This window comes from Limnohabitans sp. Jir72 (assembly GCF_003063575.1).
GTDB lineage: Bacteria > Pseudomonadota > Gammaproteobacteria > Burkholderiales > Burkholderiaceae_C > Limnohabitans_A.
Map to the genome: position 1 here is coordinate 1 of NZ_NESC01000018.1, position 26,468 is coordinate 26,468.

Annotated in this window: 26 protein-coding genes and 1 tRNA gene; 19 read left to right on the plus strand and 8 right to left on the minus strand. The window is 58.8% G+C overall.

Features of this window, described 5'->3' with window-relative positions; translation table 11 throughout:
• The 4 genes from B9Z52_RS18175 to B9Z52_RS16850 form a co-directional block, all read left to right on the plus strand.
• A partial coding sequence (locus B9Z52_RS18175) for a hypothetical protein (RefSeq protein WP_233252004.1) occupies positions 1-209 on the plus strand: 209 nt, incomplete at its 5' end.
• An 818-nt stretch (positions 210-1,027) separates the two neighbouring features.
• Positions 1,028-1,468 (plus strand): DUF6641 family protein, encoded by a 441-nt coding sequence (locus tag B9Z52_RS16845; protein WP_108415008.1) that lies wholly within the window; start codon positions 1,028-1,030, stop codon positions 1,466-1,468.
• A complete protein-coding gene (locus tag B9Z52_RS17915; RefSeq protein ID WP_158270576.1) occupies positions 1,465-1,614 on the plus strand; it encodes a hypothetical protein in 150 nt (49 codons plus the stop codon). The genes B9Z52_RS16845 and B9Z52_RS17915 overlap by 4 nt, the downstream gene beginning before the upstream one ends.
• A 32-nt stretch (positions 1,615-1,646) precedes the next feature.
• Positions 1,647-1,841: a hypothetical protein gene (locus tag B9Z52_RS16850; protein ID WP_108415009.1), complete on the plus strand. Its 195-nt coding sequence runs from the start codon at positions 1,647-1,649 to the stop codon at positions 1,839-1,841.
• A gap of 373 nt (positions 1,842-2,214) precedes the next feature.
• Here B9Z52_RS16850 and B9Z52_RS16855 read toward each other — a convergent pair whose 3' ends face one another.
• Positions 2,215-2,991: an alpha/beta fold hydrolase gene (locus B9Z52_RS16855; RefSeq protein ID WP_158270577.1), complete on the minus strand. Its 777-nt coding sequence runs from the start codon at positions 2,989-2,991 to the stop codon at positions 2,215-2,217.
• Between the two features lie 99 nt (positions 2,992-3,090).
• Positions 3,091-4,110, minus strand: a complete 1,020-nt coding sequence (locus tag B9Z52_RS16860; RefSeq protein WP_108415028.1) for a P1 family peptidase — start codon at positions 4,108-4,110, stop codon at positions 3,091-3,093.
• A gap of 43 nt (positions 4,111-4,153) precedes the next feature.
• Here B9Z52_RS16860 and B9Z52_RS16865 point away from each other — a divergent pair, with 43 nt between their 5' ends.
• The 7 genes from B9Z52_RS16865 (at position 4,154) to greB (ending at position 10,051) form a co-directional block, all read left to right on the plus strand.
• Positions 4,154-5,116, plus strand: a complete 963-nt coding sequence (locus tag B9Z52_RS16865) for an ABC transporter permease (protein ID WP_108415011.1) — start codon at positions 4,154-4,156, stop codon at positions 5,114-5,116.
• The gene (locus B9Z52_RS16870) at positions 5,109-5,951 is read left to right on the plus strand and encodes an ABC transporter permease (protein WP_108415012.1); all 843 of its coding nucleotides are present in this window, start codon (positions 5,109-5,111) and stop codon (positions 5,949-5,951) included. Before B9Z52_RS16865 ends, B9Z52_RS16870 begins: the two co-directional genes overlap by 8 nt.
• A gap of 5 nt (positions 5,952-5,956) precedes the next feature.
• A complete protein-coding gene (locus B9Z52_RS16875) occupies positions 5,957-6,946 on the plus strand; it encodes an ABC transporter ATP-binding protein (protein ID WP_108415013.1) in 990 nt (329 codons plus the stop codon).
• Positions 6,943-7,770: an ATP-binding cassette domain-containing protein gene (locus B9Z52_RS16880; protein WP_108415014.1), complete on the plus strand. Its 828-nt coding sequence runs from the start codon at positions 6,943-6,945 to the stop codon at positions 7,768-7,770. Before B9Z52_RS16875 ends, B9Z52_RS16880 begins: the two co-directional genes overlap by 4 nt.
• Positions 7,767-9,284: an ABC transporter substrate-binding protein gene (locus B9Z52_RS16885; RefSeq protein ID WP_108415015.1), complete on the plus strand. Its 1,518-nt coding sequence runs from the start codon at positions 7,767-7,769 to the stop codon at positions 9,282-9,284. Before B9Z52_RS16880 ends, B9Z52_RS16885 begins: the two co-directional genes overlap by 4 nt.
• Before the next feature lie 54 nt (positions 9,285-9,338).
• Positions 9,339-9,415: transfer RNA gene (locus tag B9Z52_RS16890), tRNA-Arg, on the plus strand.
• A gap of 78 nt (positions 9,416-9,493) precedes the next feature.
• A complete protein-coding gene (gene greB / locus B9Z52_RS16895; protein ID WP_108415029.1) occupies positions 9,494-10,051 on the plus strand; it encodes a transcription elongation factor GreB in 558 nt (185 codons plus the stop codon).
• Between the two features lie 57 nt (positions 10,052-10,108).
• Here the strand turns inward: greB and B9Z52_RS16900 are convergent, their stop codons facing one another.
• The 4 genes from B9Z52_RS16900 to B9Z52_RS16915 form a co-directional block, all read right to left on the minus strand.
• The gene (locus B9Z52_RS16900) at positions 10,109-12,379 is read right to left on the minus strand and encodes a bifunctional (p)ppGpp synthetase/guanosine-3',5'-bis(diphosphate) 3'-pyrophosphohydrolase (RefSeq protein ID WP_108415016.1); all 2,271 of its coding nucleotides are present in this window, start codon (positions 12,377-12,379) and stop codon (positions 10,109-10,111) included.
• 109 nt (positions 12,380-12,488) lie between these two features.
• Entirely contained in the window at positions 12,489-12,689 is a 201-nt protein-coding gene (rpoZ, locus tag B9Z52_RS16905; protein ID WP_108415017.1) for a DNA-directed RNA polymerase subunit omega, read from the minus strand.
• 19 nt (positions 12,690-12,708) lie between these two features.
• Entirely contained in the window at positions 12,709-13,329 is a 621-nt protein-coding gene (gmk, locus tag B9Z52_RS16910) for a guanylate kinase (RefSeq protein ID WP_108415018.1), read from the minus strand.
• A 10-nt stretch (positions 13,330-13,339) separates the two neighbouring features.
• Complete coding sequence (locus tag B9Z52_RS16915; protein WP_199222132.1) at positions 13,340-14,257, minus strand: YicC/YloC family endoribonuclease; 918 nt, start codon at positions 14,255-14,257, stop codon at positions 13,340-13,342.
• A gap of 159 nt (positions 14,258-14,416) precedes the next feature.
• Here B9Z52_RS16915 and rph point away from each other — a divergent pair, with 159 nt between their 5' ends.
• The 3 genes from rph to hemW are packed head-to-tail and all read left to right on the plus strand — an operon-like array spanning position 14,417 to position 17,003.
• Positions 14,417-15,166 (plus strand): ribonuclease PH, encoded by a 750-nt coding sequence (gene rph / locus B9Z52_RS16920; RefSeq protein ID WP_108415030.1) that lies wholly within the window; start codon positions 14,417-14,419, stop codon positions 15,164-15,166.
• Between the two features lie 2 nt (positions 15,167-15,168).
• On the plus strand, positions 15,169-15,795 hold the full coding sequence (gene rdgB / locus B9Z52_RS16925; RefSeq protein WP_108415020.1) for an RdgB/HAM1 family non-canonical purine NTP pyrophosphatase: 627 nt from the start codon (positions 15,169-15,171) through the stop codon (positions 15,793-15,795).
• Positions 15,792-17,003, plus strand: a complete 1,212-nt coding sequence (hemW, locus tag B9Z52_RS16930) for a radical SAM family heme chaperone HemW (RefSeq protein WP_108415021.1) — start codon at positions 15,792-15,794, stop codon at positions 17,001-17,003. The genes rdgB and hemW overlap by 4 nt, the downstream gene beginning before the upstream one ends.
• Here the strand turns inward: hemW and B9Z52_RS16935 are convergent.
• Both B9Z52_RS16935 and B9Z52_RS16940 read right to left on the minus strand, forming a co-directional pair.
• Complete coding sequence (locus B9Z52_RS16935) at positions 16,986-17,558, minus strand: hypothetical protein (protein ID WP_108415022.1); 573 nt, start codon at positions 17,556-17,558, stop codon at positions 16,986-16,988. The two genes, hemW and B9Z52_RS16935, sit on opposite strands and share 18 nt — an antisense overlap.
• The gene (locus tag B9Z52_RS16940; protein WP_108415023.1) at positions 17,555-17,923 is read right to left on the minus strand and encodes a hypothetical protein; all 369 of its coding nucleotides are present in this window, start codon (positions 17,921-17,923) and stop codon (positions 17,555-17,557) included. The genes B9Z52_RS16935 and B9Z52_RS16940 overlap by 4 nt, the downstream gene beginning before the upstream one ends.
• A gap of 213 nt (positions 17,924-18,136) precedes the next feature.
• Between B9Z52_RS16940 and B9Z52_RS16945 the strand changes: the two genes are divergently transcribed.
• From B9Z52_RS16945 to B9Z52_RS16965, 5 genes are all read left to right on the plus strand, one after another.
• Entirely contained in the window at positions 18,137-18,739 is a 603-nt protein-coding gene (locus tag B9Z52_RS16945; RefSeq protein WP_233252005.1) for an OmpA family protein, read from the plus strand.
• Positions 18,723-20,420, plus strand: coding sequence for a CHASE2 domain-containing protein (locus B9Z52_RS16950; RefSeq protein ID WP_158270578.1), 1,698 nt, complete (start codon positions 18,723-18,725; stop codon positions 20,418-20,420). The genes B9Z52_RS16945 and B9Z52_RS16950 overlap by 17 nt, the downstream gene beginning before the upstream one ends.
• Positions 20,421-20,431: 11 nt before the next feature.
• Positions 20,432-22,408: a caspase family protein gene (locus tag B9Z52_RS16955; protein WP_158270579.1), complete on the plus strand. Its 1,977-nt coding sequence runs from the start codon at positions 20,432-20,434 to the stop codon at positions 22,406-22,408.
• Entirely contained in the window at positions 22,405-22,869 is a 465-nt protein-coding gene (locus tag B9Z52_RS16960) for a hypothetical protein (protein WP_108415026.1), read from the plus strand. Before B9Z52_RS16955 ends, B9Z52_RS16960 begins: the two co-directional genes overlap by 4 nt.
• 139 nt (positions 22,870-23,008) lie before the next feature.
• The gene (locus tag B9Z52_RS16965) at positions 23,009-25,888 is read left to right on the plus strand and encodes a CHAT domain-containing protein (RefSeq protein ID WP_158270580.1); all 2,880 of its coding nucleotides are present in this window, start codon (positions 23,009-23,011) and stop codon (positions 25,886-25,888) included.
• The last annotated feature ends 580 nt before the right edge of the window (positions 25,889-26,468 follow it).

The window sequence follows — 26,468 nt, forward strand, 5'->3', positions numbered from 1 at the left end:
GCTTCAGCTTGCTTGAGGAATCCGATGATCTGTTCGTCGGTAAATCGTGTGGTCTTCATATCCGCCATTCTCCAAAATTAGCGGACTTCGTTCCATCGATTTGGTACGGCTCAGAGGGGGCAGGTCACGATGTGCTGCTGCGTGCCTGTACCCAGTTTTATCCCTTGCGTACAAAAAAACTGCGCTGCAATTTTTGCGTGTGGTGGTGATTTAGATCAGTGGTGATTTGCCACAACACGGGTTGAACAAGCAAGCGGTCATACGAAAGTTTGATTGATGTGATGTTTGGGGTCTGTGTGAAGCAAACTGCGTTTGCTTGTGTTTCGCTGACGCTCACACCACTTGCTTCGCATACATTCAATCTGAAAGCATTGAACAGCGGACATCTGAATTGACTGAAACACTTTTGGTAGATTCAACCCACACTGAGCCAACACAAGGGCTCAATGTGGATGGGACTCTTTTGGTGAGTTCGTTACCACAGCACTTCAGCACAACCATTGCTGGTAAGGGCGGTTTCGCTTTCTCCTTTTACGTGCTACTTTGAAACGCAACGTCTGCGACGGCCAAAGTGCTAACCAATCGCAGTGTTCGCAAGTTGCTGTGTGGGCAGGGCTTGCTCGTAACGCAATGAACTATGTTCAATCGTCTTTGTGCTTGATGAAATTCCTTGCGTCAATTGGCTAGCAACATCCAACGGCATCCTTCGTGGGTAGTGACAACAAGTCGCTGCTACTGCTCAACATTTCCAATCCCTGCGACACCAATGTCCAGTTTTAGGGCGTCTAACAACTTGAGGACGCAACTCATCTTTTCCAGTAGTAATCAATGGCAGCACAAATACCGTGTGTCGATTTGCCTGTCAGTTTATTTAGCAAAGACCAAAGGAAGGCCAGCATTTCTTGGGTGAATATTTGCTGGTTTTCTAGGGGTTTGAGCAAATCAGTTGGACTCGACAAATTCCGGTTGCTCAGACCAACGGTCCGACAATAAAGTTTGTTCATTGCTACACGAAAGGACATCAGCAATGAGCACTTTGAACACATTGAAATTGGTTGCGGCACAAAAGCCCACATCCCTGCCGCCTGTACAGCAACGCCGCAACAAATTGGTTCGACGCATTTGGGAGCAGATCGAACTTGCGAAAGCCGAACAAGCAGGCACGACGTTTGCACCCATCAAGTTCCGTTCGTACACGGACAAAGAAACGGGCGTGCGCAAGCAAGTGGAAATGAACAAGCGCATCAAAGCGTGGTGGTTCACAGCGGACAACGGAAAGTTGGCTTTGAGCGTGCGCTTTGGTCCAAAGGTGCTGGAGTTGGCAAAGGGAAAGTACGCTGTGGAAGTTTCCGCGAAAAGCGAAATTGTCAGCGTGCTTGAAGTTGTCAAAACAGCCGTCGAAAACGGTGATCTTGATGCAGCCATTGAAAACGCTGCAAAGAAACTCCGCGATGGGTTTGGGAAATGAAGCGATGGCAGTTGTGGGTGCGTTTGGCAAATGGCGCAACGGCACACACCATCGTGTTTGCTGGCAACGCCTTTGAAGCCAAGTCACTTGGTGAAGCTCAGTACGGCACGGGCAGCGTGTTGAACTACACGGAGTTGAATGGCTGATATGGGCTCTGTATGCGCACCATAAATACTTGATGCGTATCACAGAAATCATCATCAAACCCATCAAACCGAAGCAGCCAATGACGTTGTCGCAGGCACGTATAAACGGACTCAAGCAGAACGTCGAACGTGACAAGCAACGATTGCAACAAGAACGTGAACAGCAACGTAAGCAACGTGAGGCCGACCGCAACCTTGATCAGCAGCGCAAAGCAGCGGCGCTTTGAAACGTTTGGCTGTGTTGCGCTGCGTTCGAAACGATGAATGTCTCAGAACCACGCGCAATCAGTGATTTTGAACTTGAAATTACAAAGAATTTCGAAAAATGAAGTTGAGACGAATGACAGGCATAGCGCAAATACTTTCTGACACGCTCCCAACTTTTGCGGCGTGTAGGGCAGGGCAAGAACGCTTACACCAGCAGCCTGTCACGCTGCTAGTCACTGTGCGATTTGTGGAATTTGGTTTGAGCCTAGTGCTCATAATCCTTTGGTCCACGGTTCAAGTCCGTGACGCCCTACCACTGTCCATGCGGGTTTGCGAGAAATTGCAAGCCCGTTTTTTTATGTTGTGGTTGACCGTCAACGCACTGACGATGCATCAATCGGTCAATGCGGCTTTGAGCCATTGGACGATTTGATCGGAGGCCACTGCTGGCGTAGAGAGGTGGTTGCCGAAAACTTCTAAGTATTGACTCTTGCTGTTGGCAGGTAATTTGTCAAAAACATATGTCCGTCCTTCTCGGATCAGGTAGTCCTTGTCACCGATCACCCAGAGCACAGGGACGTTGGCAGGTATATTGGGCGCAGTGATGGCCATCTCGGCATCGGATGCCGGATCAAAATAGCTGAGGTAGTCACGTGCAGTCATCCACACCACATTGCGCCGTCCTTGATTGATGTCCACTTGCGCTTGCTTTTTGTCGCCATTGCCTGCCTCTATCTCTTTGCGCGCTTGCTCCACGCCGTCCTTGACGCCGCACTGTTTGATCGGTGAATAGGGGATGCACAAGCTGTAGTAGTAAGGCACATGCCCTGGCGCCAGCAATCCCAAGGCATGAACTTCACCGGGATATCTTGCTGCATAGCTCATGGCTGCAGGGCTGCCCAGGCTGTGTCCAACCAAGGCGATCTTCTTGATGCCCATTTCTTTCAATTTCTGAACATGCGCATGGATCTCAGACATTGCCGCATTCCAATTGCCGTCGATGAAGCGGCTGAAAGACCATGGCAACTCGGGTTTGATGACCACCATGCCAGACGCCTGCATTTTTTGATGCAGCGAATCCAGTGAGCTGTCTCTCGGCCCACCTCCTTGCTTGCCATGCAACAGGACGATGCCTATTTTTTCTTGGGCAAGCACAACGGATGTGGCCAAGGTCATTGCGCAGATCAGGACAGCAGACGCAAGCTTCATTGTGAAGTCCTTCATCGTTAAGTTGACAGTGTTAGCTGTGTATATCCAGCGCCAATACGATCATGGGAAATTTATTGGAGCTGCAGGCAAGACCCCCAAAGTCGTTGTCATCCCCCGCGCCTGGCAGATGGCATCCACTGTGGCCAAGGCAGTGGCCTCAGCAGCCATGACGGTGAGCAGCATCAAATCGGGAGCGGTTGTTTCGCTGCAGGTGGCCAGGGCGAACAGGGTGTCGCCGTCCAGCGTGGTGTGGGCGGGGCGGATGCTGCGGGCCAGGCCATCGTGTGCGCTGACGGCCAAGCGCTTGGCTTGCGCTTTGCTCAAGCTGGCGTTGGTGGCGACCACACCGATGGTGGTGTTGGTACCAGGCATCGGGCGTGTGCTGCGCTCGCCACGCAGCAAGGCCGCTTGGGTGTCGAGCAGGCTTTGTCCGTCTGCCGTGCGGGCACCTGCGATGACCTGTCCGGTGGCCGGGTCCAGCACATCGCCAATGGCATTGCACGCCACCAGCGCGCCGACGACCCAAGGGCCCACGCGCACACTGGCGTTACCGATGCCGCCTTTCATGGCACGGTTCAGGCCAAACAGTTTGCCCACACTGGCACCCGCGCCTGCGCCCACATTGCCTGCGGCGGGCATGTCGCTGGAGGCGGACTGGCAGGCCGCATAACCGGCGTCGGCATCGGGCCGAATGTGGGCTTGGTCGCCAGGTCGGACCACCGGCAAGTCGAACAGCACCGCTGCCGGCACGATGGGCACACGGCCGTAGCCGGTTTCAAAGCCGATGCCGTGTTCATCGAGCCAGCGCATCACGCCACAGGCCGCGTCCAGCCCAAAGGCGCTGCCGCCACTCAGCAGCACGGCGTGCACCCGCTCGACCAGGTTGGACGGGTCGAGCAAATCGGTCTCGCGGGTGCCGGGGGCGGCGCCCCGCACATCGACCGCGCCCACGGCGCCTGCAGGGGCCAGCACGACCGAGCAGCCGGTCGGGCGCTGGCTGTGGGTGAAATGTCCCACTTGCAGGCCCGGCACGTCCACGATGGAGCCGGTGGCGGTGTTTACAATCTTTGGCGATGTCATGTCGAACTCGTGTTGTCGGCGGTCATTCATCTTAGGCGAGAGCGTGCCATTATTCATTCTCAGACGACTGATCAGTTTTGCACTGACCTTGGTGGCCACCTCGGTCATCGTGTTTGCCGTGCTGGAGCTGTTGCCAGGCAATGCGGCGCAAGTGATTTTGGGCGAGACCGCTACGCCTGAATCCACCGCCGCCATGGAAGAAAAACTGGGCCTGGACCAGCCCGCAGCTGTGCGCTATGCCCGCTGGATGGGCGGCTTGTTGCAAGGGCAAACGGGCCTGAGCATTTCTTATGACACCCCCACGGCCGAGCTCATGGCCGAGCGCATGCAGGTCACCTTGCCCTTGGCCGTGATGGCCATGGTGCTCACTGTGGCGGTGGCACTGGCAGTCGGCATTTACGCGGCCTCTCAACAAAACAAGGCGGGCGATGTGGGCGTGATGACGCTCAGCCAGCTGGGGCTGGCCTTGCCGAATTTCTGGTTGGCGATCTTGCTGATCTTGCTGTTTGCGGTGCACCTGCAGTGGGTGAGCGCGGGCGGCTTCCCGGGCTGGACCGAGGACAGCGGCGGCGGTGTGGGGCAGGCCCTGAAAGCGCTGGTGCTGCCGGCCATGGCGCTGGCGGCGGTGCAGACGGCCATCCTCACACGGGTCACGCGCTCGGCGGTGCTGGACACCCTGCGCGAAGACTTTGTGCGCACGGCGCGAGCCAAGGGTTTGTCGCGGCGACAGGTCTTGTGGGGCCATGTGCTGCGCAACGCCATGATCCCGGTGCTGACGGTGATGGGTCTGCAGTTTGGCAACCTGATCACCAGCGCCATCGTGATCGAGAACGTGTTTGTCTTGCCCGGCATTGGGCGCTTGATTTTTCAGGCCATTGCCAACCGCGACCTGATCGTGGTGCGCGATGTGGTGATGCTGCTGTCGGCCCTGGTGATCTTGATCAACTTCGCCATTGACGTGCTGTACGCGTGGATCGATCCGCGGCTGAAGGTGGCCCATGGCTGAGCCAAGCTTTTGGTCACGTGCCCGGCGGCACCCCAGCTTTGTGGCGGGCGGGTGCATGGTGGCTTTGCTGATTTTGAGCGCACTGCTGTCGATGTGGTGGTCGCCTTACCCGGTGGGGGACATCGACATTCCCAACAAACTGGCCTTGCCCAGTGCCGCGCATTGGCTGGGCACAGACAGCCTGGGCCGCGACATCGCGTCCTTGTTGCTGGTGGGCAGTCAGAACTCTTTGCTGGTGGGCTTCATTGCGGTGGGCATCGGTTTGGGCGCGGGTGTGCCCCTGGGCTTGCTGGCTGCGGCGCGGCGCGGCTGGGTCGAGGAGTTGGTCATGCGGGCAGCGGACTTTACTTTTGCCTTTCCGGCGCTGCTCTCGGCCATCATGCTGACGGCGATTTATGGCCCAGGCCTGGTGGTCAGCATTGTGGCGATCGGTATTTTCAACATCCCGGTGTTCGCACGCATCACGCGGGGCGCAGCGCAGGCGGTCTGGTCGCGTGACTACACTTTGGCCGCGCATGCTGCGGGCAAAGGGCCCTGGCGCATCACCTTCGACCATGTGTTGCCCAACATCTTGAGCGTGCTGATCGTGCAAGCCACCATCCAGTTTGCGATGGCCATCTTGGCCGAGGCCGCTTTGTCTTATCTGGGCTTGGGCACGCAGCCACCACAAGCGAGCTGGGGCCGCATGCTCAACGAGGCGCAATCGCAAATGTTCCAGGCGCCGCTGCTGGCGGTGTACCCGGGCGTGGCCATCGCTTTGGCGGTGCTGGGCCTGAACCTGATGGGCGACGGCTTGCGCGATGTGCTCGACCCCCGCTTGGCGCGGCAAAGGTGAATGCGATGACACCCGCTTTGTTGGACGTGAAGGATTTGCGTGTGGGCTTGCCCACAGCGCGGGGCTGGGCGCAGGCTTTGCGCGGCGTGTCCTTCAGCATGGCCAAGGGCCAGACGCTGGGCCTGATTGGCGAGAGCGGTTGCGGCAAATCGCTCACCGCGCTGGCGCTGATGGGCTTGTTGCCTGAGCGTGCGCAAGTCAGTGGCTCGATGCGCCTGAACGGCACCGAGCTGGTGGGCATGGCCGAGCCGCAGCTGTGCCAGTTGCGCGGCGCCCGCATGGCCATGATTTTTCAGGAGCCGATGACGGCGCTCAACCCTTTGCACCCGATTTGGAAACAAATCGCCGAGCCTTTGCCCTTGCACCAAAACATGGGTGCAGCCCAGGCCAAGGCCCGTGCGCTGGCGCTGCTGGAGCGCGTGCAATTGCCCCGTGCCCGCGAGCGGCTCGATGCCTACCCGCACCAGTTGTCGGGCGGTCAGCGTCAGCGGGTGATGATCGCCATCGCCTTGGCCTGCAGCCCCGACTTGTTGATTGCCGACGAGCCGACCACGGCGCTGGATGTGACGGTGCAAAAAGAAGTGCTGGCGCTGATTCAGCAATTGGTGCGCGAAGACGGCATGGGCCTGCTGCTGATCAGCCACGACCTGGGCTTGATGCACGACCAGGTCGAGCAAGTGATGGTCATGTACGGCGGCTCTGTGGTCGAGAGCGCGGCCACGCCCGAGTTGTTTGCACACAGGGCGCACCCTTACACCCAAGGCTTGTTTGCGGCGCGGCCCCGGCTGGGGCTGGCACGCGGCACCCGCTTGACCACCATTGCAGGCAGCGTGCCCGACTTGGTGGATTGGCCTGCAGGCTGTGCGTTTGCCGACCGTTGCCCCAAGGTGGCGGCTTCTTGCCGTGTGGCGCCACCCGAAGTGCAGCGCATGGCGCCTTCAACCGCTGATGGGCCAGCGCATCTCGTCAGTTGCCCGCGCTGGAGCTTGTCATGAGCACGACGCCTTTGCTCGAAGTGCGGCATTTGGGCAAAAACTTTGCCTTGCCCCGCACCGCGCTGTGGTCTGCGCCAGCGCAGGTGCAGGCTTTATCGGACGTGAGCTTCACTCTGCAGGCCGGCAAAAGCCTGGGCGTGGTGGGCGAGTCGGGCTCGGGCAAGTCGACCTTGGCGCGTTTGGTCATGGCGCTCGATGTGCCCACTGCCGGCCAGGTGTTGATGCATGGCGTGGACCTGCATGCGCTGAGCGCTGCCGATTTGCGCCGTGCGCGCAGTGGTTTCCAAATGGTATTCCAGGACCCTTATGGCTCGCTGGACCCGCGCCAAAAGGTGCTGCACATCGTGGCCGAGCCGTTGGCGTGCCTGTCCACGAGCGGGCCCCTGAGCCGTGCCGAGCTGCGCGAGCGGGCTGAACTGGCGCTCAGCGAAGTCGGACTCAGAAGCGCCGATCTGGACAAATACCCGCATGAGTTTTCGGGCGGGCAGCGCCAGCGCATCGCGATCGCTCGGGCCTTGATCACCCGCCCAGCTTTGATCGTGGCCGATGAGCCGGTCAGTGCGCTCGATGTGTCGGTGCAAGCGCAGGTCTTGAACCTGATGATGGATCTGCAAGACCGCTATGGCCTGAGCTATCTCTTTGTCAGCCACGACTTGGCAGTGGTCAACCTGATGTGTGACGATGTGCTGGTGTTGCAATCCGGACACGTGGTGGAACACGCCTTGGCAGAACAAATTTTTAAACGGCCCGAACACTCCTACACTCGTGCCTTGTTATCGGCGGTCCCCGGTCATGGGAGCCGCCTCATAGAGGAGCCAAGATGAAAAATGACCGATCGATTTCCCGCCGTTGGCTGGGAGCCTGTTCAGTGGCGCTGTTGGCCACGGCCAGTCTGGCCTTGATGCCCGCCTTGTCGCTGGCGCAAACCCGCAAAGACACCGTGGTGCTGGGCATGATTTTGGAGCCCACCAGCTTGGACCCGACGATGGCCCCAGCTGCGGCCATTGGCGAGATCGTGCACTACAACATTTTTGAAGGCCTGACCAAGATCAACGTGGACGGCTCGGTGTCGCCCCTGCTGGCCGAGAGTTGGAAAATGGACGCCGATGGCAAAGCCTTCACCTTCAAGCTGCGCAAGGGCGTGAAGTTCTCGGACGGCTCGGCCTTCGATGCCGAAGCCGTGAAGTTCAGCTTCGAGCGCGCCAAAGCCGAAAAGAGCACCAACAAGGCCAAGGGCGCGGTGTTCAACAACATCAGCCACATCTCGACGCCCGATGCCCATACCGTGGTGCTGGTGCTGAACAACCCGGACGGCAACTTTTTGTTCCGCATGGGCGAGAACACCGCCGTCATCTTGCACCCCAACAGCGCCGCCAATGCCGCCACCAAGCCGGTGGGCACGGGCCCCTACAAGCTGGACAACTGGTCCAAGGGCTCGGCGGTGACACTGTCCAAGTCGGACAGCTACCGTGATCCTGCGGCCATCAAGATCAAGAAGGTCACTTTCCGCTTCATCAACGACTCGGCAGCCCAAGTGGCTGCTTTGTTGGCCGGTGACATCGACGGCATGCCGCGCTTTCAGTCGCCCCAGAGCTTGAAGCAGTTCCAGGCCGACAAACGCTTTGTGGTGGAAGTCGGCAGCACGGCCGGCAAGGGTATCATGACCATCAACAACCGCAAGAAGCCGTTTGACGATGTGCGCGTGCGCCGTGCTCTGTCGCACGCGATCGACAAGAAAGCGTTCATCGACGGCGTGTTTGAAGGTCTGGCCAAGCCGATCGGCAGCCACATGGCCCCGACCGATGTCGGCTATGTGGAGTTGAGCGGTCAGTACGCCTTTGACCCCGAAAAAGCCAAAGCCTTGCTCAAAGAAGCCGGTGTGCAGACACCGCTGAACGTGACCTTGACTTTGCCCCCACCGCCTTATGCCCGCAAGGGTGGCGAAATCTTGGCGGCGCAGTTGGCCAAAGTGGGCATCGTGGCCAAAATCGAAAACGTGGAATGGGCCCAGTGGCTGGGCGGCACTTTCAAAGGCAACTTTGACCTGACGGTGATCAACCATGTGGAGCCGCTCGATTACATGAACTACGCCAACCCCAGCTATTACTGGGGTTACGACAGCAAGGCTTTTCGCGACCTGGCGGCCAAGCATTCGGAGGCTTCGGGCAAAGAACGCACCAAGCTGTTTGGCGACATGCAGCGCCAGATCGCGAACGATGCGGTCAACGTGTTCTTGTTCAATGCATCCAACACGGCGGTCTACCGCAAAGGCCTCAAAGGGCTGTGGTCCAGCTCGCCTGTTTTTGCCAACGACATGTCGGCCGTTTACTGGCAATAATTTTGGCGGCTCTCCGAAAGCGGCTAAAAATGCCGCTATAATTCGAAGCATAGCGCGGCTGTAGCTCAGCTGGATAGAGTACTTGGCTACGAACCAAGGGGTCGTGGGTTCGATTCCTGCCAGCCGCACCATATTGAAAAGCTCACAACGAAAGTTGTGGGCTTTTTCTCTTTGTGGGTTTCATTTTTCGCATCATTGGCCAACACGTCATGAGCAAAGCATTCACCAAAGAAAACGATCAGGACGATGACGACGATCTGGGCTTGCCTGCATTGCCCAGCGGCACGCGCAATTACATGACGCCTGCGGGTTATGCCCGTTTGCGTGCCGAGTTGTTTGAACTGATCGATGTCGAGCGCCCCAAAGTGGTGGAGATCGTGCACTGGGCCGCCAGCAATGGCGACCGCTCGGAAAACGGTGACTACCTGTACGGCAAAAAACGCTTGCGCGAGATTGACCGCCGCATCCGCTTTCTGACCAAGCGGCTGGAAGTGGCCGAGGTGGTTGAACCCTCGGTGCACCACGGCAGTGATCAAGTGTTCTTTGGTGCCACGGTCACGTATGTCGAGGGCAGTGGTGTGGAGCGCACCGTCACCATTTTGGGCATTGACGAAGCCGACAGTTTGCAGGGGCAGGTCAGCTGGATCTCGCCGATTGCGCGCACCTTGCTCAAGTCGCGTGTGGGCGATGAGCTGAAGTTGGTCACGCCTTCAGGGGTGATCCTGATCGAGGTGCTGGAGGTTGCATACCCGGTCAAGGCGGGGTAAATCAAACCGGGTGCATCCCACGCCGCGCATCAGGCAGTTTGCATCAGGTAGCCTGCATCAAGCAGGCGAGGTGCCCTTGTTCAGCTGCCGCTCGGCTTGGATGACCGACGGTGTGCGCTTGAGCTGGCGCAGCACGCCTTCCAGGTGTGTCACATCGCGCACGGCCACCACAAAGCGCAAATCGGCCGTGTCTTGCGGCGTTTCGTGGCCCATGTCCACGTGCACGATGTCGGCCTCGGCAGTGGCCAATGCGCCTGCCACCCGGGCCAGCACGCCTTTGCCATTGACCACGGTGACCGCGATGCTGGTTTCAAAGTTGCGCACCGGCTCGTCGGACCATTCGACGCCAATGAAGCGCTCGCTGTCCTTGTGTTCCAGCTTGCGGGCGGTTTGGCATTGGCGGGTGTGCACGGCCAGGCCTTCGCCTCGGCCCAGGTAGCCCACAATCTCGTCGCCAGGCAGGGGGCGGCAGCACGGTGAGTAGACCACCGAGGCGTTCTCGCTGCCGTCCAGCGTGATGGCGCCTTGCGAGACTTTTTCGTGGGCGGTGAAGCGTTCACGCGTCATGAGCAGGGCGTCGGGTTTTTGACCCAACTCGCCCAGCAAGACCACCAAGCGTTTGGCCACGATGCTGGCGATGCGTTTGCCCAAGCCAATGTCCATCAGCAGATCGGCACGGTTGCGGTTGCCAGTAAAGCGCAGCAGTTTGTCCCACAGCGGTTGGATCTTGGCGTCGTCGCCGGGCAGTTGTTCGATGCCTTCGGCACGCAGGGCTTGGTTGAGCAGTTTTTCGCCCAAGTCGATGGACTCGGTCTGGGCCATGGTCTTGAGGTGGTGGCGGATTTTGGAGCGCGCACGGCCTGTGCGCACAAAGCCCAGCCATGCGGGGTTGGGTGCCGACACGGGCGCGGTGATCACTTCGATCACATCGCCGTTTTTCAGCTCGGTGCGCAGCGGCACTTGCTCGCCATTGATTTTGGCGGCCATGGCGTGGTCGCCCACGCGGCTGTGGATGGCATACGCAAAGTCCACCACCGTGGCGCCACGCGGCAAGGCCATGATCTGACTTTTGGGCGTGAAGACATACACCGCATCGGGGAACAAATCCACCTTGACGTGATCCCAAAACTCTGCAGCGTCACGTGTTTCGCTTTGGATGTCCAGCAGCGACTGCAGCCACTGTGTGCCCAAGCGTTCAGACTGAGCGCTGGCAGCGCTGTGCTCTTTGTAGAGCCAGTGTGCGGCCACGCCGGACTCGGCCACCAAGTGCATGGCTTCGGTGCGCATCTGAAATTCGACGTTCACGCCAGAGGGGCCGACCAAGGTGGTGTGCAGCGATTGGTAGCCGTTGACCTTGCCAATGGCGATGTGGTCCTTGAACTTGCCGGGCACGGGCTTGTAAATTTGGTGCAGCAATCCCATGGCGGTGTAGCAATCGATGACCGTGGGCACGATGACACGAAAGCCATAAATGTCGGTGACCTGCGCAAAGCTCAGGTGTTTGTCGTCCATCTTTTTGTAGATGGAATACAGGGTTTTTTCGCGTCCGCTGATGCGCACATCCATGCCGGCTTGCTTGAAGAGGGTTTCGACCTCACCTTGCACTTTTTGAATCAAGTCGCGGCGGCGGTTGCGGGCGCGCGAGACGGCTTTGGTCAGCACCGCATACCGCCAGGGCAGCAGGTGCTTGAAGGACAGGTCTTGCAGCTCGCGATAGATCTGGTTCAGACCCAGTCGGTGCGCGATCGGTGCGTAAATTTCCAGGGTTTCAGAGGCGATGCGCCCCCATTTGCTGCGCGGCATGTCGCCCATGGTGCGCATGTTGTGGGTGCGGTCGGCCAGCTTGATCAGGATGACCCGCACGTCGCGGGCCATGGCCAGCAGCATCTTGCGAAAGGACTCGGCCTGGTTTTCTTCGCGGGTGTTGAACTCCAGCTTTTCCAGCTTGGTCAGACCGTCCACCAGTTCGGCCACGGGCGCGCCAAAGCGCTCGATCAGCTCGGATTTGGTGACGCCGCAGTCTTCCATGGCGTCGTGCAGCAAGGCGGCCGACAGGGCTTGTGCGTCAAGCTTCCATTCGGTGCACAGCGCAGCCACTGCAATCGGGTGGGTGATGTAGGGCTCGCCACTTTTGCGCATCTGGCCCAGGTGGGCCTCGTCGGCAAAGCGGTAGGCTTTGCGGACCATGTCCGCGTCTTGCGGGCTCAAGTAGTCGAGCCGAGCCGTCAACGCTGCAAAGCTGGCAGCCGCTGCATTGGCCATGGCGGGACTGACTGCCTTGGGGCTGCTGGGGCCAGAGTTTGAAGAAGGGGGCAGGGCGGCGCTCATGGCATCAATGTAACTGAAGCAGCGCAGGTCTCAGAGGGAAACAGGCGAAAAAAAGCCCCATCGCTGGGGCTTTTGGCAGGTCCGGTGTGAACCGGATGGGTGCAGCGGTTCAGACGACGCGCTTGAGCATTTCGATGCCGACTTTGCCCGCGGCGATTTCGCGCAGTGCGGTCACGCCAGGCTTGTTCTTGCTCTCGATTTTGGCGGTGTGGCCTTGGCTGAGCATGCGAGCGCGGTAGGTGGCAGCCAGAACCAATTGGAAGCGGTTCGGGATCTGTTCCAGGCAGTCTTCAACGGTGATGCGGGCCATGGTGGTTTCCTTCAGAGATTTAGGCGAGATGCAGCGCTGTGAATGTGTCAGCGCGGGCTCTTCGCTGGGCAACGTATTTGAGCCTTTGGGCATGAACGATGGCTTTGAGGTCAAACAAAGCACGCTCAAAAACTTCATTGATTATAACGAAGTCGAATTCTTTGGCCTGGGCCAGCTCAACAGCGGCGTTATTCAAGCGCAACTCGATGATGTCGGGTGCGTCTTCACCACGGCGCTCCAGGCGTGAGCGCAATTCTTCCCAGCTGGGGGGCAAGATGAAGATCAGCACCGCATTGGCGTACATCTGCTTGATCTGGATGGCCCCTTGGTAGTCGATCTCCAGCACCACGTCCGAGCCCTGGCTCATGCGCTCTTCGATCATCTTTTTGGAAGTGCCGTAGCGCTGGCCGTGCACATTGGCCCATTCCACAAAAGCATCGGCCAGCACCATCGCGTCGAATTCTTGCTGTGAGGCGAAGAAGTATTCGCGGCCATGCTTTTCCTGGCCACGTGGGGCGCGGGTGGTGTGCGACACCGAAGGGTGCACGCCCGAGTCCAGCGCCATCAGGGCTTTGACCAGACTGGATTTGCCCGCCCCGCTGGGGGCGGCCACGACAAAGAGGTTTCCTGGGTATTCCATGGGGTGGGCTTTATTCGATGTTTTGGACTTGTTCGCGCATTTGCTCGATCAGCACCTTCATGTCCACAGAAATGCGGGTCATCTCCAGCACGGCCGACTTGGAGCCCAGGGTGTTGGCCTCGCGGTGCAGCTCTTGGATCAGAAAGTCCAAGCGTTTGCCGATGTCGCCGCCCTTGGTGAGCAGGCGCGAAATCTCGTCCAGATGCGAGCGCAGACGGGTCAGCTCTTCGGCTACGTCGATGCGGATGGCAAAAGCGGTGGCCTCGGTCAGGGCCCGGTCCTGGGCCGCCTCTGGCAAGTGGCTGCCGTCGGCCAGGGCCATGGCGTCTTTCCAGCGTTCCAGAAAGCGCTGGCGCTGCTGCTCGACCAGCTGGGGCACCAGGGGGCCGGCCAATTCGGCCAAAGTGCGCAGTTGGCCAATGTGGCCTTGCAGCATCTCGGTCAGGCGGGCGCCTTCGCGGGCGCGTGCTTCTCGCAGGGCCTCCACCGCTTGGGTGGCCACTTGCATCCAGGCGGCTTCGTCGGGGGCGGCTTGGCTGTGGCTGCCTGCGCTCATGCGCAGCACATCGGCCACGCTCAGCTCGCGGGCTTTGGGCAGCCAGTCCTGGATCTTGTCTTGCAGGGCCGCGATTTTTTGCAAAGTCTGGTGGTTGGGCGCTTGCAGGACGGCCCCGTCGGCGCTGTCTTGGCTGGCACGCACTTCGACTTTGCCGCGTTTGATCTGGCGGGTGATCAGCTCGCGCAGGCCCGGCTCGAGCTGGCGCAGTTCTTCGGGCAGGCGAAAACTCAGGTCCAAGAAGCGGCTGTTGACCGAGCGGATTTCAAGCCCCAGGCGGGTCGCTGGCGCTGTGCTGGCGGGGGTTTCCCCGTCCACAACCGGCGTGCTGTGCTGCACGCTGGCGTAGCCGGTCATACTGTAAACTGACATTGAACTGGTTCCTTCGCGCCGCAGGCCGAACACCGGCTTGGGGCAATTGCCTTGAACAGGCCCCGAAAGGCTTGGCAATGCATGAAACAGGGCATTATCGCAAACTCGCCCGCCACCCCGTTCTGTCCCCGCATCACACCATCCGCAAAAGACACACTCATGACCACTTATGTTCGTTCCGGCCGTGCGGCCGATGCTTTGCGCCCCGTGCGCATGACCCGCGGTTACACCATCCACGCTGAAGGTTCGGTACTCATCGAGTTTGGCCAGACCCGCGTGCTGTGCACCGCCTCGGTCGAAGAGAAGGTGCCCGGTCACAAAAAAGGCAGCGGCGAAGGCTGGGTCACGGCCGAGTACGGCATGCTGCCCCGCGCCACCCACACCCGTGGCGACCGCGAAGCCGCACGGGGCAAACAAAGCGGCCGCACCCAAGAGATCCAGCGCCTGATCGGCCGCTCGCTGCGTGCCGTGTTCGATTTGAAGAAGCTCGGCGAGCGCACCATCCACTTGGACTGCGATGTGCTGCAGGCCGACGGCGGCACCCGCACCGCCAGCATCACCGGCGCTTTTGTGGCCGCGCAAGATGCGGTGGCGTGGTTGATGGCCACCGGCAAGCTGCAAGAGTCCCCCATCATCGACCGCGTGGCGGCGATCTCGGTGGGACTGAAAGACGGCACCGCCTTGCTGGACCTGGACTACCCCGAAGACTCGGCTTGCGACACCGACATGAACGTGGTCATGACCGGCGCAGGCAACTTTGTGGAAGTGCAGGGCACCGCCGAAGGCGTGGCCTTCACCCGCGTCGAGATGGACCGCATGCTGGCCTTGGCCGAACAAGGCATTGCCCAACTGGTGCGTTTGCAAACCCAGGCACACGACGAGCCCAAGACCTTGACCTTCAGCGCCTGAACATGAAGATCGTCCTCGCCTCCAACAACGCGGGCAAGCTGGCCGAGCTGCAAACCATGTTCGCGCCGCTGAACATGACGCTGGTGCGCCAGTCTGAGCTGAACATTCCCGAAGCCGAAGAGCCTTTTCGCACCTTCGTGGAAAACGCTTTGGCCAAAGCCCGCCATGCGGCGCAGCTGAGTGGCTTGCCCGCTTTGGCCGACGATGCCGGTTTGTGCGTAGACGCCTTTGGCGGGCAGCCCGGCGTGGACACGGCGTATTACGCCACCCGCTTTGGCTATGCCAAGAGCGACGACAACAACGTGACGGCTTTGCTCGAGCAAATGCAAGGCATTGACCAGCGCCGTGCGGCCATGGTCAGCACGCTGGTGGCGGTGCGCAGCGCCGATGATCCGGAGCCCCTGATTGCGGTGGGTCGTGTGGTGGGCGAGATCGCCCGTGAGCGCTTGGGCAGCAACGGCTTTGGCTTTGACCCGATCATGTTCATCCCCGAATTTGGCAAGACTTTTGCCCAGTTGCCGGTGGCGGTGAAAAACGCCAACAGCCACCGGGGCCGCGCTGCACAGGCCATGCTGGCCTTGATGCGTGAGCGCTGGCTGGACGCACCCACAAGCCCTGTAGCAGCATGAACCCGTTGGATCCTGTTCACGCCATGCGCCCAGGCGTGCTGCAGCTCAACGCCTTGCCGCCGCTGTCGCTGTATGTGCACTTGCCCTGGTGCCTCAAGAAGTGTCCGTATTGCGATTTCAATTCGCACGAATTTCGCTCGGGCGACGATGCGGCGTCCACGCAGGATGCTTACATCAACGCCTTGTTCGCCGATCTCGAAGCGAGCTTGCCCCTGATCTGGGGGCGCAGCATCCAGACGGTGTTTTTGGGTGGCGGCACGCCCAGCTTGTTTGATCCCGAAGCCATCGACCGCTTGGTGGGTGGTATCCGTGCCCGTGTGCGCTTGGCCCCCGATGCCGAAGTGACCATGGAGGCCAACCCCGGCACTTTCGAGAAAGACCGATTCAAGGCCTTCCGTCAGGCTGGCATCACCCGTTTGTCAATTGGCGTGCAGAGTTTTGACAACGCGCACCTGAAGGCGCTGGGCCGCGTGCACGACCGCGATCAGGCCTTGGCTGCGGTGACCGAAGCGGCCCAGGTGTTTGACACCTTCAACTTGGACCTGATGTACGCCTTGCCCGGGCAGACACTGGCGGGTTTGACGCAGGACATCCAAACCGCGCTGGCGTTTGCACCGCCGCACATCTCGATCTACCACCTGACCATCGAGCCCAACACGGTGTTCGCCAAGTTTCCGCCGACCTTGCCCGAAGACGATCTGGCCTACGAAATGATGGACCGCATCACCGAGCTGACTTCGGCCCAAGGCCTGTCACGTTACGAGGTGTCTGCCTACGCCAAGCCCGGGCATCAATGCGCACATAACTTGAACTACTGGCAGTTTGGTGACTATTTGGGCATTGGCGCGGGCGCGCACAGCAAGCTGAGTTTTGCGCACCGCGTGGTGCGGCAGGTGCGCTACCGTGAGCCTGCGCTGTACATGCAGCAGGCCATGAAGGGCGAGCCCGTGACGCAAAACACCGAGGTATCGCGCCAAGACTTGCCCTTTGAATACATGCTCAATGCGCTGCGTTTGCGCGAAGGCTTTGTTTTGAGCGATTATGTGGACCGCACAGGTTTGGCCCTGACCAGCATTCAAAAAGGCCTGCAAGAAGCCGAACGCTTGGGTTTGATTGACCGCGACTTGCACCGCGTCTGGCCCACCGAGCGCGGTTTTGACTTCTTGAGCGATTTGCAGGCGCTCTTTTTGTCAGAAGCTGCTGGATGAGGTGCCGGGTCTGACCATGCGCAGGAGGCCTTTGAACGCATAAAGCATCAACAGCGCGCCCAGCAGATCGCCGACAAACATGGGCCACAGTTCAATCCACATTTGGTGGTCGTGGACTTTGTTCAGTGACCACAGCCATTGGTGAAGGACGGCATTGGCTGCGGCATAGATCAGAGTGAAGTTGAGCAGCTGGTGGTGGGTCAGGTTTTTCAAGTCAGCACTGAGCAGGCGCCAATGGTTCATGACTTTCATCACCAGCCAAGGGGTGAAACCTGAAACGATACCGGTCATAAAAGTGGTCGTGGCATGACCGTGCAGCAGATGGGCTTGGTCCAAATACAGCGTGCCGACAAAGATGCCCACGCAACCTGGCAAACCCATGCCCAAAACCAGCAAGACCCGAAAACCTGCAGGCAAAAAAATCCAGTTCACGCCCTGGCTGTGCTCCAGGCCGGAGAAGATCAATTCATTGAGTCGAAAGAAACCCGCAAACAGGGCGGCGCTGATCAAGCTCAATACCGCAGCCTCAGCCGCATGTCGCAACGAAAATCTCATGCCGACGTCGTTTGATGGACCTGCGTCAAGGACTTTCCGAGGTGGTCGAAATAGGCCAAGCTGCGCTGGGTTGGCGTCAAGTATTTGGCACGGCGGTCACCATCGAGGTTCAAGGTGCCGAGCATGTCTTTGTCACGCAAACGGGTGATCCGCTTGTGCAAGGTGGCGGGCGACCCTAAGCGCTCCAGGCCAATCGCTTCACGCACGGTCATGGGCTTGTCTTCGTGCCAGCGCAGCACGATGGCCTCCAGCAATGCCAACTCGTTGGCATCCATCTCTTCGCCTTCCGGCAAGGCTTGCACAGCACGTGCCAATTGCAAAAACCGCAAATAGGCTGAAGCAAAAGGGCTTTTGATGTTTTTCATCTGGCGATTCTACTGAATTGTTATGGAATGTTGACCTGTATAAGCGCATGACTGACAAACAAGGGCAATTCAAACTTCATGTGGCTGGGACATTATTGAAAAACGTATAAATGGATACATAAATGTTCATTTCAATTTTTGGAATTTTTGAAATGATTGTTCTGTGCGAGACAGCACATAATCGTACTGATAATTGTCAAAGCGATAACAGTCATGAAAACTACGACATTGAAAATCCTGTTGGTTGGGCTTGCCGCATGGGCTAGCGCATGCGCACATGCACAAACGGCGGTACCGAGTGCGCAGCAGATGATTGAGCAGCTCAAGGCACCAGCCCCGGTCCCTCGTCTGCGAAGCTTGCGCAACTTGACGGTCGAAACCACCGCCGCTCCTGTGGCGGATACCAACAATGCCTCAGCGCAGATATCCACGGCCAGCAATGCCATTGCAACGACGGCGACGGCGGTGCCAGCCGTCAAGCCTTCTTTGTCCTTGCTGATCCAGTTTGATTTCAATTCGGCTCAGATCCGTTCTGAAAGCCAGCAAGCGCTGTTGAATTTGTCGCACGCGCTGAACTCGCCAGAGTTGGCACCTTCCAAGTTTGCGGTGGAGGGGCACACCGATGCCAAAGGCCAGGCAGACTACAACCAGAAGTTGAGCCAACAACGCGCCGAGGCTGTGCAGGCCTTCCTGGTCAAGAACGGTGTGACCGTTGCCCGTTTGACGGCGGCAGGCAAGGGCTCGACACAACTGGCCAATGCCGCCAACCCTCTGGGCGCAGAAAACCGCCGGGTGCGCATTGTCAACCTCGACTGAAGCCAAGCAGCCCTTCGCGGCTGCTGTGGAGCGGGCACTGCTGTCGCGTCTGGCTTCCTGGCCGGACCGTTGGGTGCTCACGGGCTTGGTGCTCGCCTTTTCTGCCTGGGTGATTCTGGATGTGTTTTTTCTGAGCGTCAGCGGGGGCATGGCACAGACCACTTACGACGCCATGGTGCGTGCGCGTTTGCGGGCAGCGCCCCACGATGAACGCATCGTGATTGTGGACATTGACGAATCGGCCCTGGCCCGCATGGCGCCCGAGTTTGGCCGTTGGCCCTGGCCGCGCGATACCCTGGCCACGGTGCTGGACCACATCGAAAGCCAACAACCCGCAGCGGTGGTGTGGGACATTGTTTTTTCGGATGCCGACAGGCTCAGCCCAGGCGGTGACGCGGCGATGGACCAGGCCGCCCAAAGGAGTCAACACAGCCATTTCAGTGTGGTGCGCTTGCCCATGGTCAACGATGGCAAGAGCGATCTGGGTCAAAAACATTTGCCCGGATTGTGGGCGCAGGCCCGCTCTCCAAGTGCTGCTGCAGATGCCACACTGGCTTTGATCCCGCCTGTCTTGCCACATGTGGCAGCGCAGCCGCTGGGCTTCAACAACGGGTATGTAGACCACGATGGCATGCTGCGGCGGTACCGTTACTTTGAGCGCTTGGGCGATGGCAGCATCATCCATTCCTTGCCCATGAGTGTGACCCGCGCGGTCGATCCTGCGGCGTATGGCTATTGGTTGGACCACTTCAAGCGCAAGCCCCATCAGATGGGGTCGTCAGAAGCTACGCGCGATGACACCTTGATTCATTGGCGCAAGACGGCAATGACGTACCAGCGTGTGAACTTTGCCGATCTGTTTGAGCAGGCCGATGGCGGACAAGCCAACCCCAAGGTGCCGTCCATGGCCGGGAAGATCGTGATCATTGGTGCTACGGCTCCAAGCTTGCATGACACGCACCCCACGCCCCTGTCGGGCACCCAAGCCGGTGTCGAGTCGCTGGCCACAGGCATTGACAACGCCTTGCACCGCCGGGCGATCTGGGAGTTGCCCCAATGGGCGGGTGCTGTGGTGGCCATTTTGATGTGTGCAGGCATTGCCTTGTGGAGCCACCACCGAAGCGTGTCGTCCCTGGCACCGGCCATGCTGGTCTTGCCCGGTGTGTTGCTGGGCATTGGCTTTGCCAGTCTGCACACCGAGCATGCATTCATCGATTTGCATTTGTCTGCAGGTTTGGCCATTTTGTTTTTGGCCGTGCTCAAGTTCTGGTACACGCTGCGCAAACGGCACTGGTGTGGCGATTTGCCAGACCACACGAACAACCTTGCGGTACTGCCCTGGGTGTCTGATAAGACCTGGAGCGATGACCAGCTTGACCGTTTGATGATGTGCCTGCAAGCCTCGGCCCAAGACTGCCGCTTGGTGTCACTGGATTTAACACCTGGGGACAATTTGTCCGCACGTTGGCGTCCGTTTGCGCCGTGCTTGGCCATTGTGGGCCCGCATGCGCAACTGCTGCGTGCACAGCCCTTGCTGTTGCGCGCAATCCAAAGGCTGACGGTTCGTCAAGGCGACATCGCTTTGGTGCCTCCTGGCTTGTCGGCGCAGGCTGCGCGCCACGTTGTCACGCATCTGGCTTTGGCAGGCTGGACGGCATTGCAACCACCGGTTTCTTCATGAAAAGTTCCACCATGTCTCAATTCATTCGTTATGGGCTCTTGGGTCTGGCTCTTTTTGCAACGGGTGTGGGCGCGCAGAACGCCACCGTCAGCCGTGCGGCTGAACTCAGAGCAGAAAAGCTGGCCACAGCGGCTGTCTTGACCCCGCTCAGCGCTGGCGCTGCCGTGCGCGTGCTGTCGGTAGAAGGCGGTTGGGTGCTGGTGGAAATGAACAACCCTTCGGGCAAGGTTTCGGGTTGGGTGCGGGCCAGCGCCTTGAACATGCAGGCGGGTGCCTCGGCCGTGGCGGGCTTGTCCAGCGGTCGCGAGGCGGCCGGCAACAACGCCCTGACGCTGGGCGTGCGCGGCATCCCCACGGCTGCGCCACGCATCAACCGCCATGCCCTCATCATCGGTGTGGGGCGATACGGCGACCCCAGCGTGCCGCCCTTGCCGGGCACCAAGCTTGACCGGTATTCGGCCACCCAGATGGCGCAAGTCATGCAAGTGCCCGAGGGCAATATCCAGTACCTGCAAGATGACCAAGCCACGGGCGACAACATACGCGCCGCGCTCAAAGGTTTGAATGAGCGTGTGCAAGATGGCGACCGTGTGTTCATCCATTACTCCGGTCATGGCACGCGCTATGAAGACCCGCAGGCGGGCGGTTGTGTGGAGGCCTTGTTGCCGTATGACGGCATGAGCAAGGGCACCATCACCAACAAGGAGATGGCCAATTTGCTGGCCTCCATCACGCAAAAAACCGACAAGTTGTTTGTGATGTACGACGCTTGCCACTCGGGCGGTCTGGTGCCGCCAACGGTTGCAGCGCGCACGCGAGGTGTGCTCAATGTCAACGATGAGGGTGCCTTGCGGCCCAAGTTCGCAGGCACTTCCGAGACCTGTGGCAACCCGGTCAATGTCAGAACACGGAGTTTGGTGAATGAACAAGTCAGCCGTGGAGCTTTGCCTCAAGACATCGTTCATTTGTCTGCGGCCCGCAACAACGAAATCAGTTTTGACGATGAACAAAAAGGCGGCTTGGCCACGCAGTACATGCGCGACTGCATGTTGCGCGATGCCAAAGACCTGGACGGGTCGGGCGCCATCAGCATCGATGAGATCCGTCAATGTGCGCAGGAAAAAATCAACCGTCGCATGCAAAACGACACGAACTACAAACCCCACAACTTGGTCTTGTCGGGCAACACGGGTTTTGTGCCGGCCTGGTTCAGCCAAGCTGCGCCGCAAGCCATGATGCAACCCGTGCTGGCCTTGGTTGAAAACAAGCCGAGCACAGCCAGTGTGCCGCCCGCTGTGAAGCCGCCTGCGGCCGTGGTGGTGCCCGTGGTGGCTGCACCTGCCGCACCCGCACCTGCACCTTCACCCGCACCTGTTACACCAGCGCCCGTGGCTACAGCCCCAGTGCAGGCCGCGCCCAGCGGCCCAGCCCCGGTGGCTGCGCCGATCAAGATGTTGACGGGTGAACAAGCTTTGCAGCAGATGTTTGAGCAGCGCAACGCCAAACGCAAAGTGCAGGTCACCTTGACCAAGGAGGCCTTGGTCATTGGCCAGGATGCGCTGGAGTTTTCTGTCAAGTCAGACCGTGCGGGCTATGTGTATGCCGCCTTGGCGGGCTCGGACGGCAAGGCGCTGTACATGCTGTTTCCCAACGATCTGGACCAGCACAACAAGGTTGAAGCCGGTCAAACCCTGAAGTTGCCTCAAGGCAACTGGCGCATCAAATCTTCCGGTCCTGCGGGCACCAACCACTTGCTGGTCATGGTGGCCGATGCCCCGCGTGATTTGACCGCCTTGGGTGGCCGCAAGTCCGGCCCCTTCCTGACATCGCTCAACGATGCCGAGGGGCGCGCACAACTGGGCGCTTTGCTCACCACATCCCGCTTGGTCAACACGCAAGCCTGTCAAACACCGGCCAGTGTGCGCAACAACCCCTTGTGCTCCGATGCTTACGGTGCCGTTTTGTTGCCCATCAAGGAGATCCCATGAAGCCGTTTCATTTTGCAGGTCTGGTGTTGTCGATGGCATGCGCAGGCAACGCAGCCTGTGGTCAGGACATCTGGTTGGTCAACCCGCAAGAGGCCATCGAGTTTGAAGGCGAAGCTGGCTTCATGGCGCAGCCGATCTTGCGCGCGCGTGCAGTCATGCCGCTCATCGACATCTTGCAACCCGAGTCGGTGCCCGACGGCAAACTCAAGGCCCCTTTTGCCATCGCGGTGGCATTCCGGCCTCAAAACGACGCGCCCATCGATCCGAGCAGCTTCAAAGTCTTGTACGGCGGACTCAAGTTCGACATCACCTCGCGCCTGACCCAATACGCGCACATCACCACCGAGGGTTTCAAGTTGGAGAACGCCAACATTCCCAAAGGCAAGCACCGTCTGACCTTGCAAATTCAGGATACCAAACAGCGCTTGGCAGAGCGTGAGTTGCGCATCGAAGTGGAATGAAATGCATTGAATGCCTCACAGGCAAAGGATACCTATGAAGCGCTGGTCAACGTCTATTGTTCGATATGCCTTGAGTTTTTTGTGTGCCTTCGCATGGCCTGCTTGGTGTGTTGCTCTAGAGTTGCCTTCGGGTGCCCAAATGACTCCTGCTGCAGAGGCTCAGTTGCGCGATGTGCTCAAGCAAGCTTTGCCTGCGGGATTGGCCGACAAAGAGGTGGGGCTGCATTACCAAAAGCTGGAAGAGGCTACCTTCAAGTTGAATGACCGCAATGAGCGTGAACGTGTCCTTAGAGAGTGGTACCGCGCACAACCCAACAATTTGGCCCCTCGCTGGAATTTGGGCATGTTGCTCATTGAAAAGGGCAGTGCCGCGCCTGACGGCTTTGGCATCATGGAGGGGATATACCAGGACACCAAAGAGCCGATTGCAGCGATGCGGGTGCGCATCAAGCTGGCGGAGTCGTATCTGGAATATGGCAAATACCAGAATGCGCAGCGGATGCTCGGTGAAGCCAATGCCTTGATTGCTGAGGATTTGAAACGCCAACGCGGTCCGGAGGGGCGCTATTGGCAAGTCAGGGCGCAAATGGAGTTCGCCATCACGCAAGCGCGGTATTTCCAATACCAGGGGCGGTATAGCGAAGCGTTGAAATTCAGCCAGCAAGGCTTGACCAAGGGCGTTGAATTGGCCGCCTCGCATGACCGTTCTGTCAGCCAGTGGTTGGCCAATTTCAGCCGGAACCTCCATGCCAATGCGGCAGTCTCGCATGCCATGATCCAGATGCAAATGGGCGCGACATCCGATGCTGAAGAGTCTCTGCGCAGTGCTTTGGCCCTGTTCACGTCCTACGGTTTCACGGACCAGCACTTGTGGCATTTGTACCGCACCACCGCAGATCTGTATTTCATTCAGGGCCGTTTTCAGGATTCGCTGGACACGGCCAACAAAGTCAAGGCGATGGTCGCAGCCAGTGGGCTGAAAGAAAACACCGCACAGTCGCTTTGGACCGTCAATCGCGTGGTCAGGGCTTTGGCCGGTTTGGAGCGTTGGCAAGACCTCGTGGCTCAAACAGATCAGTTGGACAAAATCACCGCCAACGACCCTGCGCTCAAGCCCATCGCAGCATTGACCGAATACCGCGCCTTTGCCTACTTGCAGACCGGACGGACACAGGCGGCAGAAAATTGGTACAGGGGCTATCTGAACTGGGCGGTGGCGAACATCGGTGCGCAAGCTTATGCCACGGGCCTGAGCCGAGGCATGTATGCGGTGGCTTTGTCGAGGAATCCTGCGAAATCGGCACAGGCCAAAACCGAGTTTGAAAGTGCCTTCAAGACTTTGTCAGACGCGGAGACCTTGCCCGACGTCAACCAAGAGCACCCGTTTTACTTGAAGGTCAAAAAGAAAATCTACAAGGAATACCTGGGCTTTCTCTCTCGCACGACCAAGCCATCCGAGGCGGACAAACAGACCGATGCGGGCCAGGCCTTTGTCGTGGCCAACACCTTGATTTCATCTTCTGTGCAAAAAGCCATCGGCGAGGCAGCTGCACGCGCATCGATCACCCAGCCCGCACTGGGCGAGATTGCCCGAGCTGATCAAGATGCCAAGTCAGAGTTGGCGTTTTTGGTTCAATTCATCAACAACCAATCCATGTCGGGGGCTGCGGCAGACAAAGCCCAAGTGGTGTCCGATATGCGTTTGCGGGTTCAGGAGCTGGACAAAACCCGCAAAGCGTACAAGTTGAAAATTGAGAAAGAATTTCCGGACTATTTCCAGCTGTTGCAGCCACGCACACCCACATCGTCAGACATTGCCAGTGTGCTCCAACCCAAGGAATACTTCTTGGCCATTGTGCCCACAGAAGACCAGACCTATGTGTTTGGTGTCGGGCCCGACGGCGGTTTGCATTTCCACCGCAGTGCGCTGACGCAAAGTGAGGTGGCTCAAACCGTCAAGCGATTGCGCGCATCGCTGGATGTGGCGGGCTTGGGGCCGCGTGCCCCCAGGTTCCGTTATGACGATGCCTACCGCCTGTACCAAGAACTGTTGGCCCCCCAAGCCAGCTACATGGCCGGTGCTCAGCAATTGATCATCGCAGCCAGCGGTGATTTGGGGCAGATCCCTTATGCCGTTCTGGTCAATGCCCCGTGGCCCCAAGGCGCAGACAAAGATGCTCCTTGGTTGATCAAGGACCACGCCATCAGCCAAATTTCATCTGCGCAATCCTGGCTTGCACTGCGCAAGATGCCCAAAACGGTGTCTGGCCAAGCCTCCATGATCGCGTGGGGTGATCCCTCCTTTGCAATGAACCCGGCAGCCGCTCAAAAAAACGGTGTGCGCGCTGTGGTGTCGACCCGCGCAGTGCGCAGTGCGGACTTGAGCCAGCCGCATGTGGACCCCGTTACGTATGCCGCCTTGCCGCCATTGCCCGAAACGCGTGATGAAGTTCTGGCACTGGCGCGGTTGATGAAATCAAATACCGCAACAGACGTGCTGCTGGGCGACAAGGCCACGCGGGTGTCGGTCTTGCAGTCCAGTGACAGTGGCCAGCTCAAAACCAAGAAGGTTGTGGTGTTTGCAACCCACGGCTTGTTGGCCGGTGATTTGCCCGGGCTGTCCGAGCCTGCGCTGGCCATGGCCAGTTCAGGGTCCCGCGATGACTCGCCCTTGCTGACTTTGCAAGACGTGCTCGGGCTGCGCATGAATGCGGACTGGGTCATCTTGTCTGCGTGCAATACGGCTGGCGCCGATGGCAAAAACGAAGAGGCCTTGTCGGGTTTGGCACGGGGTTTCTTTTATGCAGGTGCCAAAAGCTTGCTGGTCACGCATTGGTCGGTCGAAAGCGAAAGCGCCATGATGATCACTACCGAGACCTTCAAGGTCTATGGCGCTGAGAATCAATCGACCCGGGCGCAATCTTTGCAACGAGGCATGCTCAAGGTCATGCAAGACGCCCGTTTTGGCCACCCGGCTTATTGGGCACCTTATGCCCTGGTGGGTGAGGGCGGGCGTTGACTACAGCAGTTTATTTTGGGGTCATCTTGAAGCGATTTCTGGCTTTTAAGCATTGTGTCAAAAGACAACGCTGTGACTGCTTGAGTTGCGACAGTTGAATCGTGAAAAATGAGCATTGCCCACACTGAATAGGAGCGGGTGACCAAGCGCATGCGGCAGCGGGCAAGACTTGGGGGCTTGAGTTTGCCGCGCTGGCGGACTTGAGTACGCCTAGCGTGCGATAGATCGCTGAAAAAGAAGTGCCGAGTGACGAAATTGGGCAGCTCAGCAAAAAATTCAACGTTGGCTACACCTTGTGAAGAGTGATGCAGCAAGTCTTGTTTTGGCTGGAGTTGTACAGACCATTGCCATGTTATGGACTTTGAAACCAAAAGTCACTTCTGAATCAAGCGGGCAGTGGGTTCTGGTAAGATAACATTTTTTGGAAATCTAATGAATAAATCAATTCTAGCAAGGCGGATTCAAGTACGAGGTGCAACACGGTTTAACGAGGCGTGAAACACCTCGTGGGGCGTCTTGAATCCGAGCCGCTTTCTGGGTCGGTGATTCAATCTGTTTTCGATCATAGTCAACTCCTCAT

What these genes read in the sequence shown, in the direction of transcription:
- B9Z52_RS16940 (WP_108415023.1), bottom strand. Translation starts at nt 17,923, where the DNA reads ATGAAAAACATCAAAAGCCCTTTTGCTTCAGCCTATTTGCGGTTTTTG.
- hemW (WP_108415021.1), top strand. Translation starts at nt 15,792, where the DNA reads ATGAACCCGTTGGATCCTGTTCACGCCATGCGCCCAGGCGTGCTGCAG.
- B9Z52_RS16945 (WP_233252005.1), top strand. Translation starts at nt 18,137, where the DNA reads ATGAAAACTACGACATTGAAAATCCTGTTGGTTGGGCTTGCCGCATGG.
- B9Z52_RS16915 (WP_199222132.1), bottom strand. Translation starts at nt 14,257, where the DNA reads ATGTCAGTTTACAGTATGACCGGCTACGCCAGCGTGCAGCACAGCACG.
- rpoZ (WP_108415017.1), bottom strand. Translation starts at nt 12,689, where the DNA reads ATGGCCCGCATCACCGTTGAAGACTGCCTGGAACAGATCCCGAACCGC.
- B9Z52_RS16900 (WP_108415016.1), bottom strand. Translation starts at nt 12,379, where the DNA reads ATGAGCGCCGCCCTGCCCCCTTCTTCAAACTCTGGCCCCAGCAGCCCC.
- B9Z52_RS16960 (WP_108415026.1), top strand. Translation starts at nt 22,405, where the DNA reads ATGAAGCCGTTTCATTTTGCAGGTCTGGTGTTGTCGATGGCATGCGCA.
- B9Z52_RS16845 (WP_108415008.1), top strand. Translation starts at nt 1,028, where the DNA reads ATGAGCACTTTGAACACATTGAAATTGGTTGCGGCACAAAAGCCCACA.
- B9Z52_RS16850 (WP_108415009.1), top strand. Translation starts at nt 1,647, where the DNA reads ATGCGTATCACAGAAATCATCATCAAACCCATCAAACCGAAGCAGCCA.
- gmk (WP_108415018.1), bottom strand. Translation starts at nt 13,329, where the DNA reads ATGGAATACCCAGGAAACCTCTTTGTCGTGGCCGCCCCCAGCGGGGCG.
- B9Z52_RS17915 (WP_158270576.1), top strand. Translation starts at nt 1,465, where the DNA reads ATGAAGCGATGGCAGTTGTGGGTGCGTTTGGCAAATGGCGCAACGGCA.
- B9Z52_RS16935 (WP_108415022.1), bottom strand. Translation starts at nt 17,558, where the DNA reads ATGAGATTTTCGTTGCGACATGCGGCTGAGGCTGCGGTATTGAGCTTG.
- rph (WP_108415030.1), top strand. Translation starts at nt 14,417, where the DNA reads ATGACCACTTATGTTCGTTCCGGCCGTGCGGCCGATGCTTTGCGCCCC.
- B9Z52_RS16885 (WP_108415015.1), top strand. Translation starts at nt 7,767, where the DNA reads ATGAAAAATGACCGATCGATTTCCCGCCGTTGGCTGGGAGCCTGTTCA.
- B9Z52_RS16875 (WP_108415013.1), top strand. Translation starts at nt 5,957, where the DNA reads ATGACACCCGCTTTGTTGGACGTGAAGGATTTGCGTGTGGGCTTGCCC.
- greB (WP_108415029.1), top strand. Translation starts at nt 9,494, where the DNA reads ATGAGCAAAGCATTCACCAAAGAAAACGATCAGGACGATGACGACGAT.
- B9Z52_RS16860 (WP_108415028.1), bottom strand. Translation starts at nt 4,110, where the DNA reads ATGACATCGCCAAAGATTGTAAACACCGCCACCGGCTCCATCGTGGAC.
- B9Z52_RS16880 (WP_108415014.1), top strand. Translation starts at nt 6,943, where the DNA reads ATGAGCACGACGCCTTTGCTCGAAGTGCGGCATTTGGGCAAAAACTTT.
- B9Z52_RS16955 (WP_158270579.1), top strand. Translation starts at nt 20,432, where the DNA reads ATGTCTCAATTCATTCGTTATGGGCTCTTGGGTCTGGCTCTTTTTGCA.
- B9Z52_RS16870 (WP_108415012.1), top strand. Translation starts at nt 5,109, where the DNA reads ATGGCTGAGCCAAGCTTTTGGTCACGTGCCCGGCGGCACCCCAGCTTT.
- B9Z52_RS16965 (WP_158270580.1), top strand. Translation starts at nt 23,009, where the DNA reads ATGACTCCTGCTGCAGAGGCTCAGTTGCGCGATGTGCTCAAGCAAGCT.
- rdgB (WP_108415020.1), top strand. Translation starts at nt 15,169, where the DNA reads ATGAAGATCGTCCTCGCCTCCAACAACGCGGGCAAGCTGGCCGAGCTG.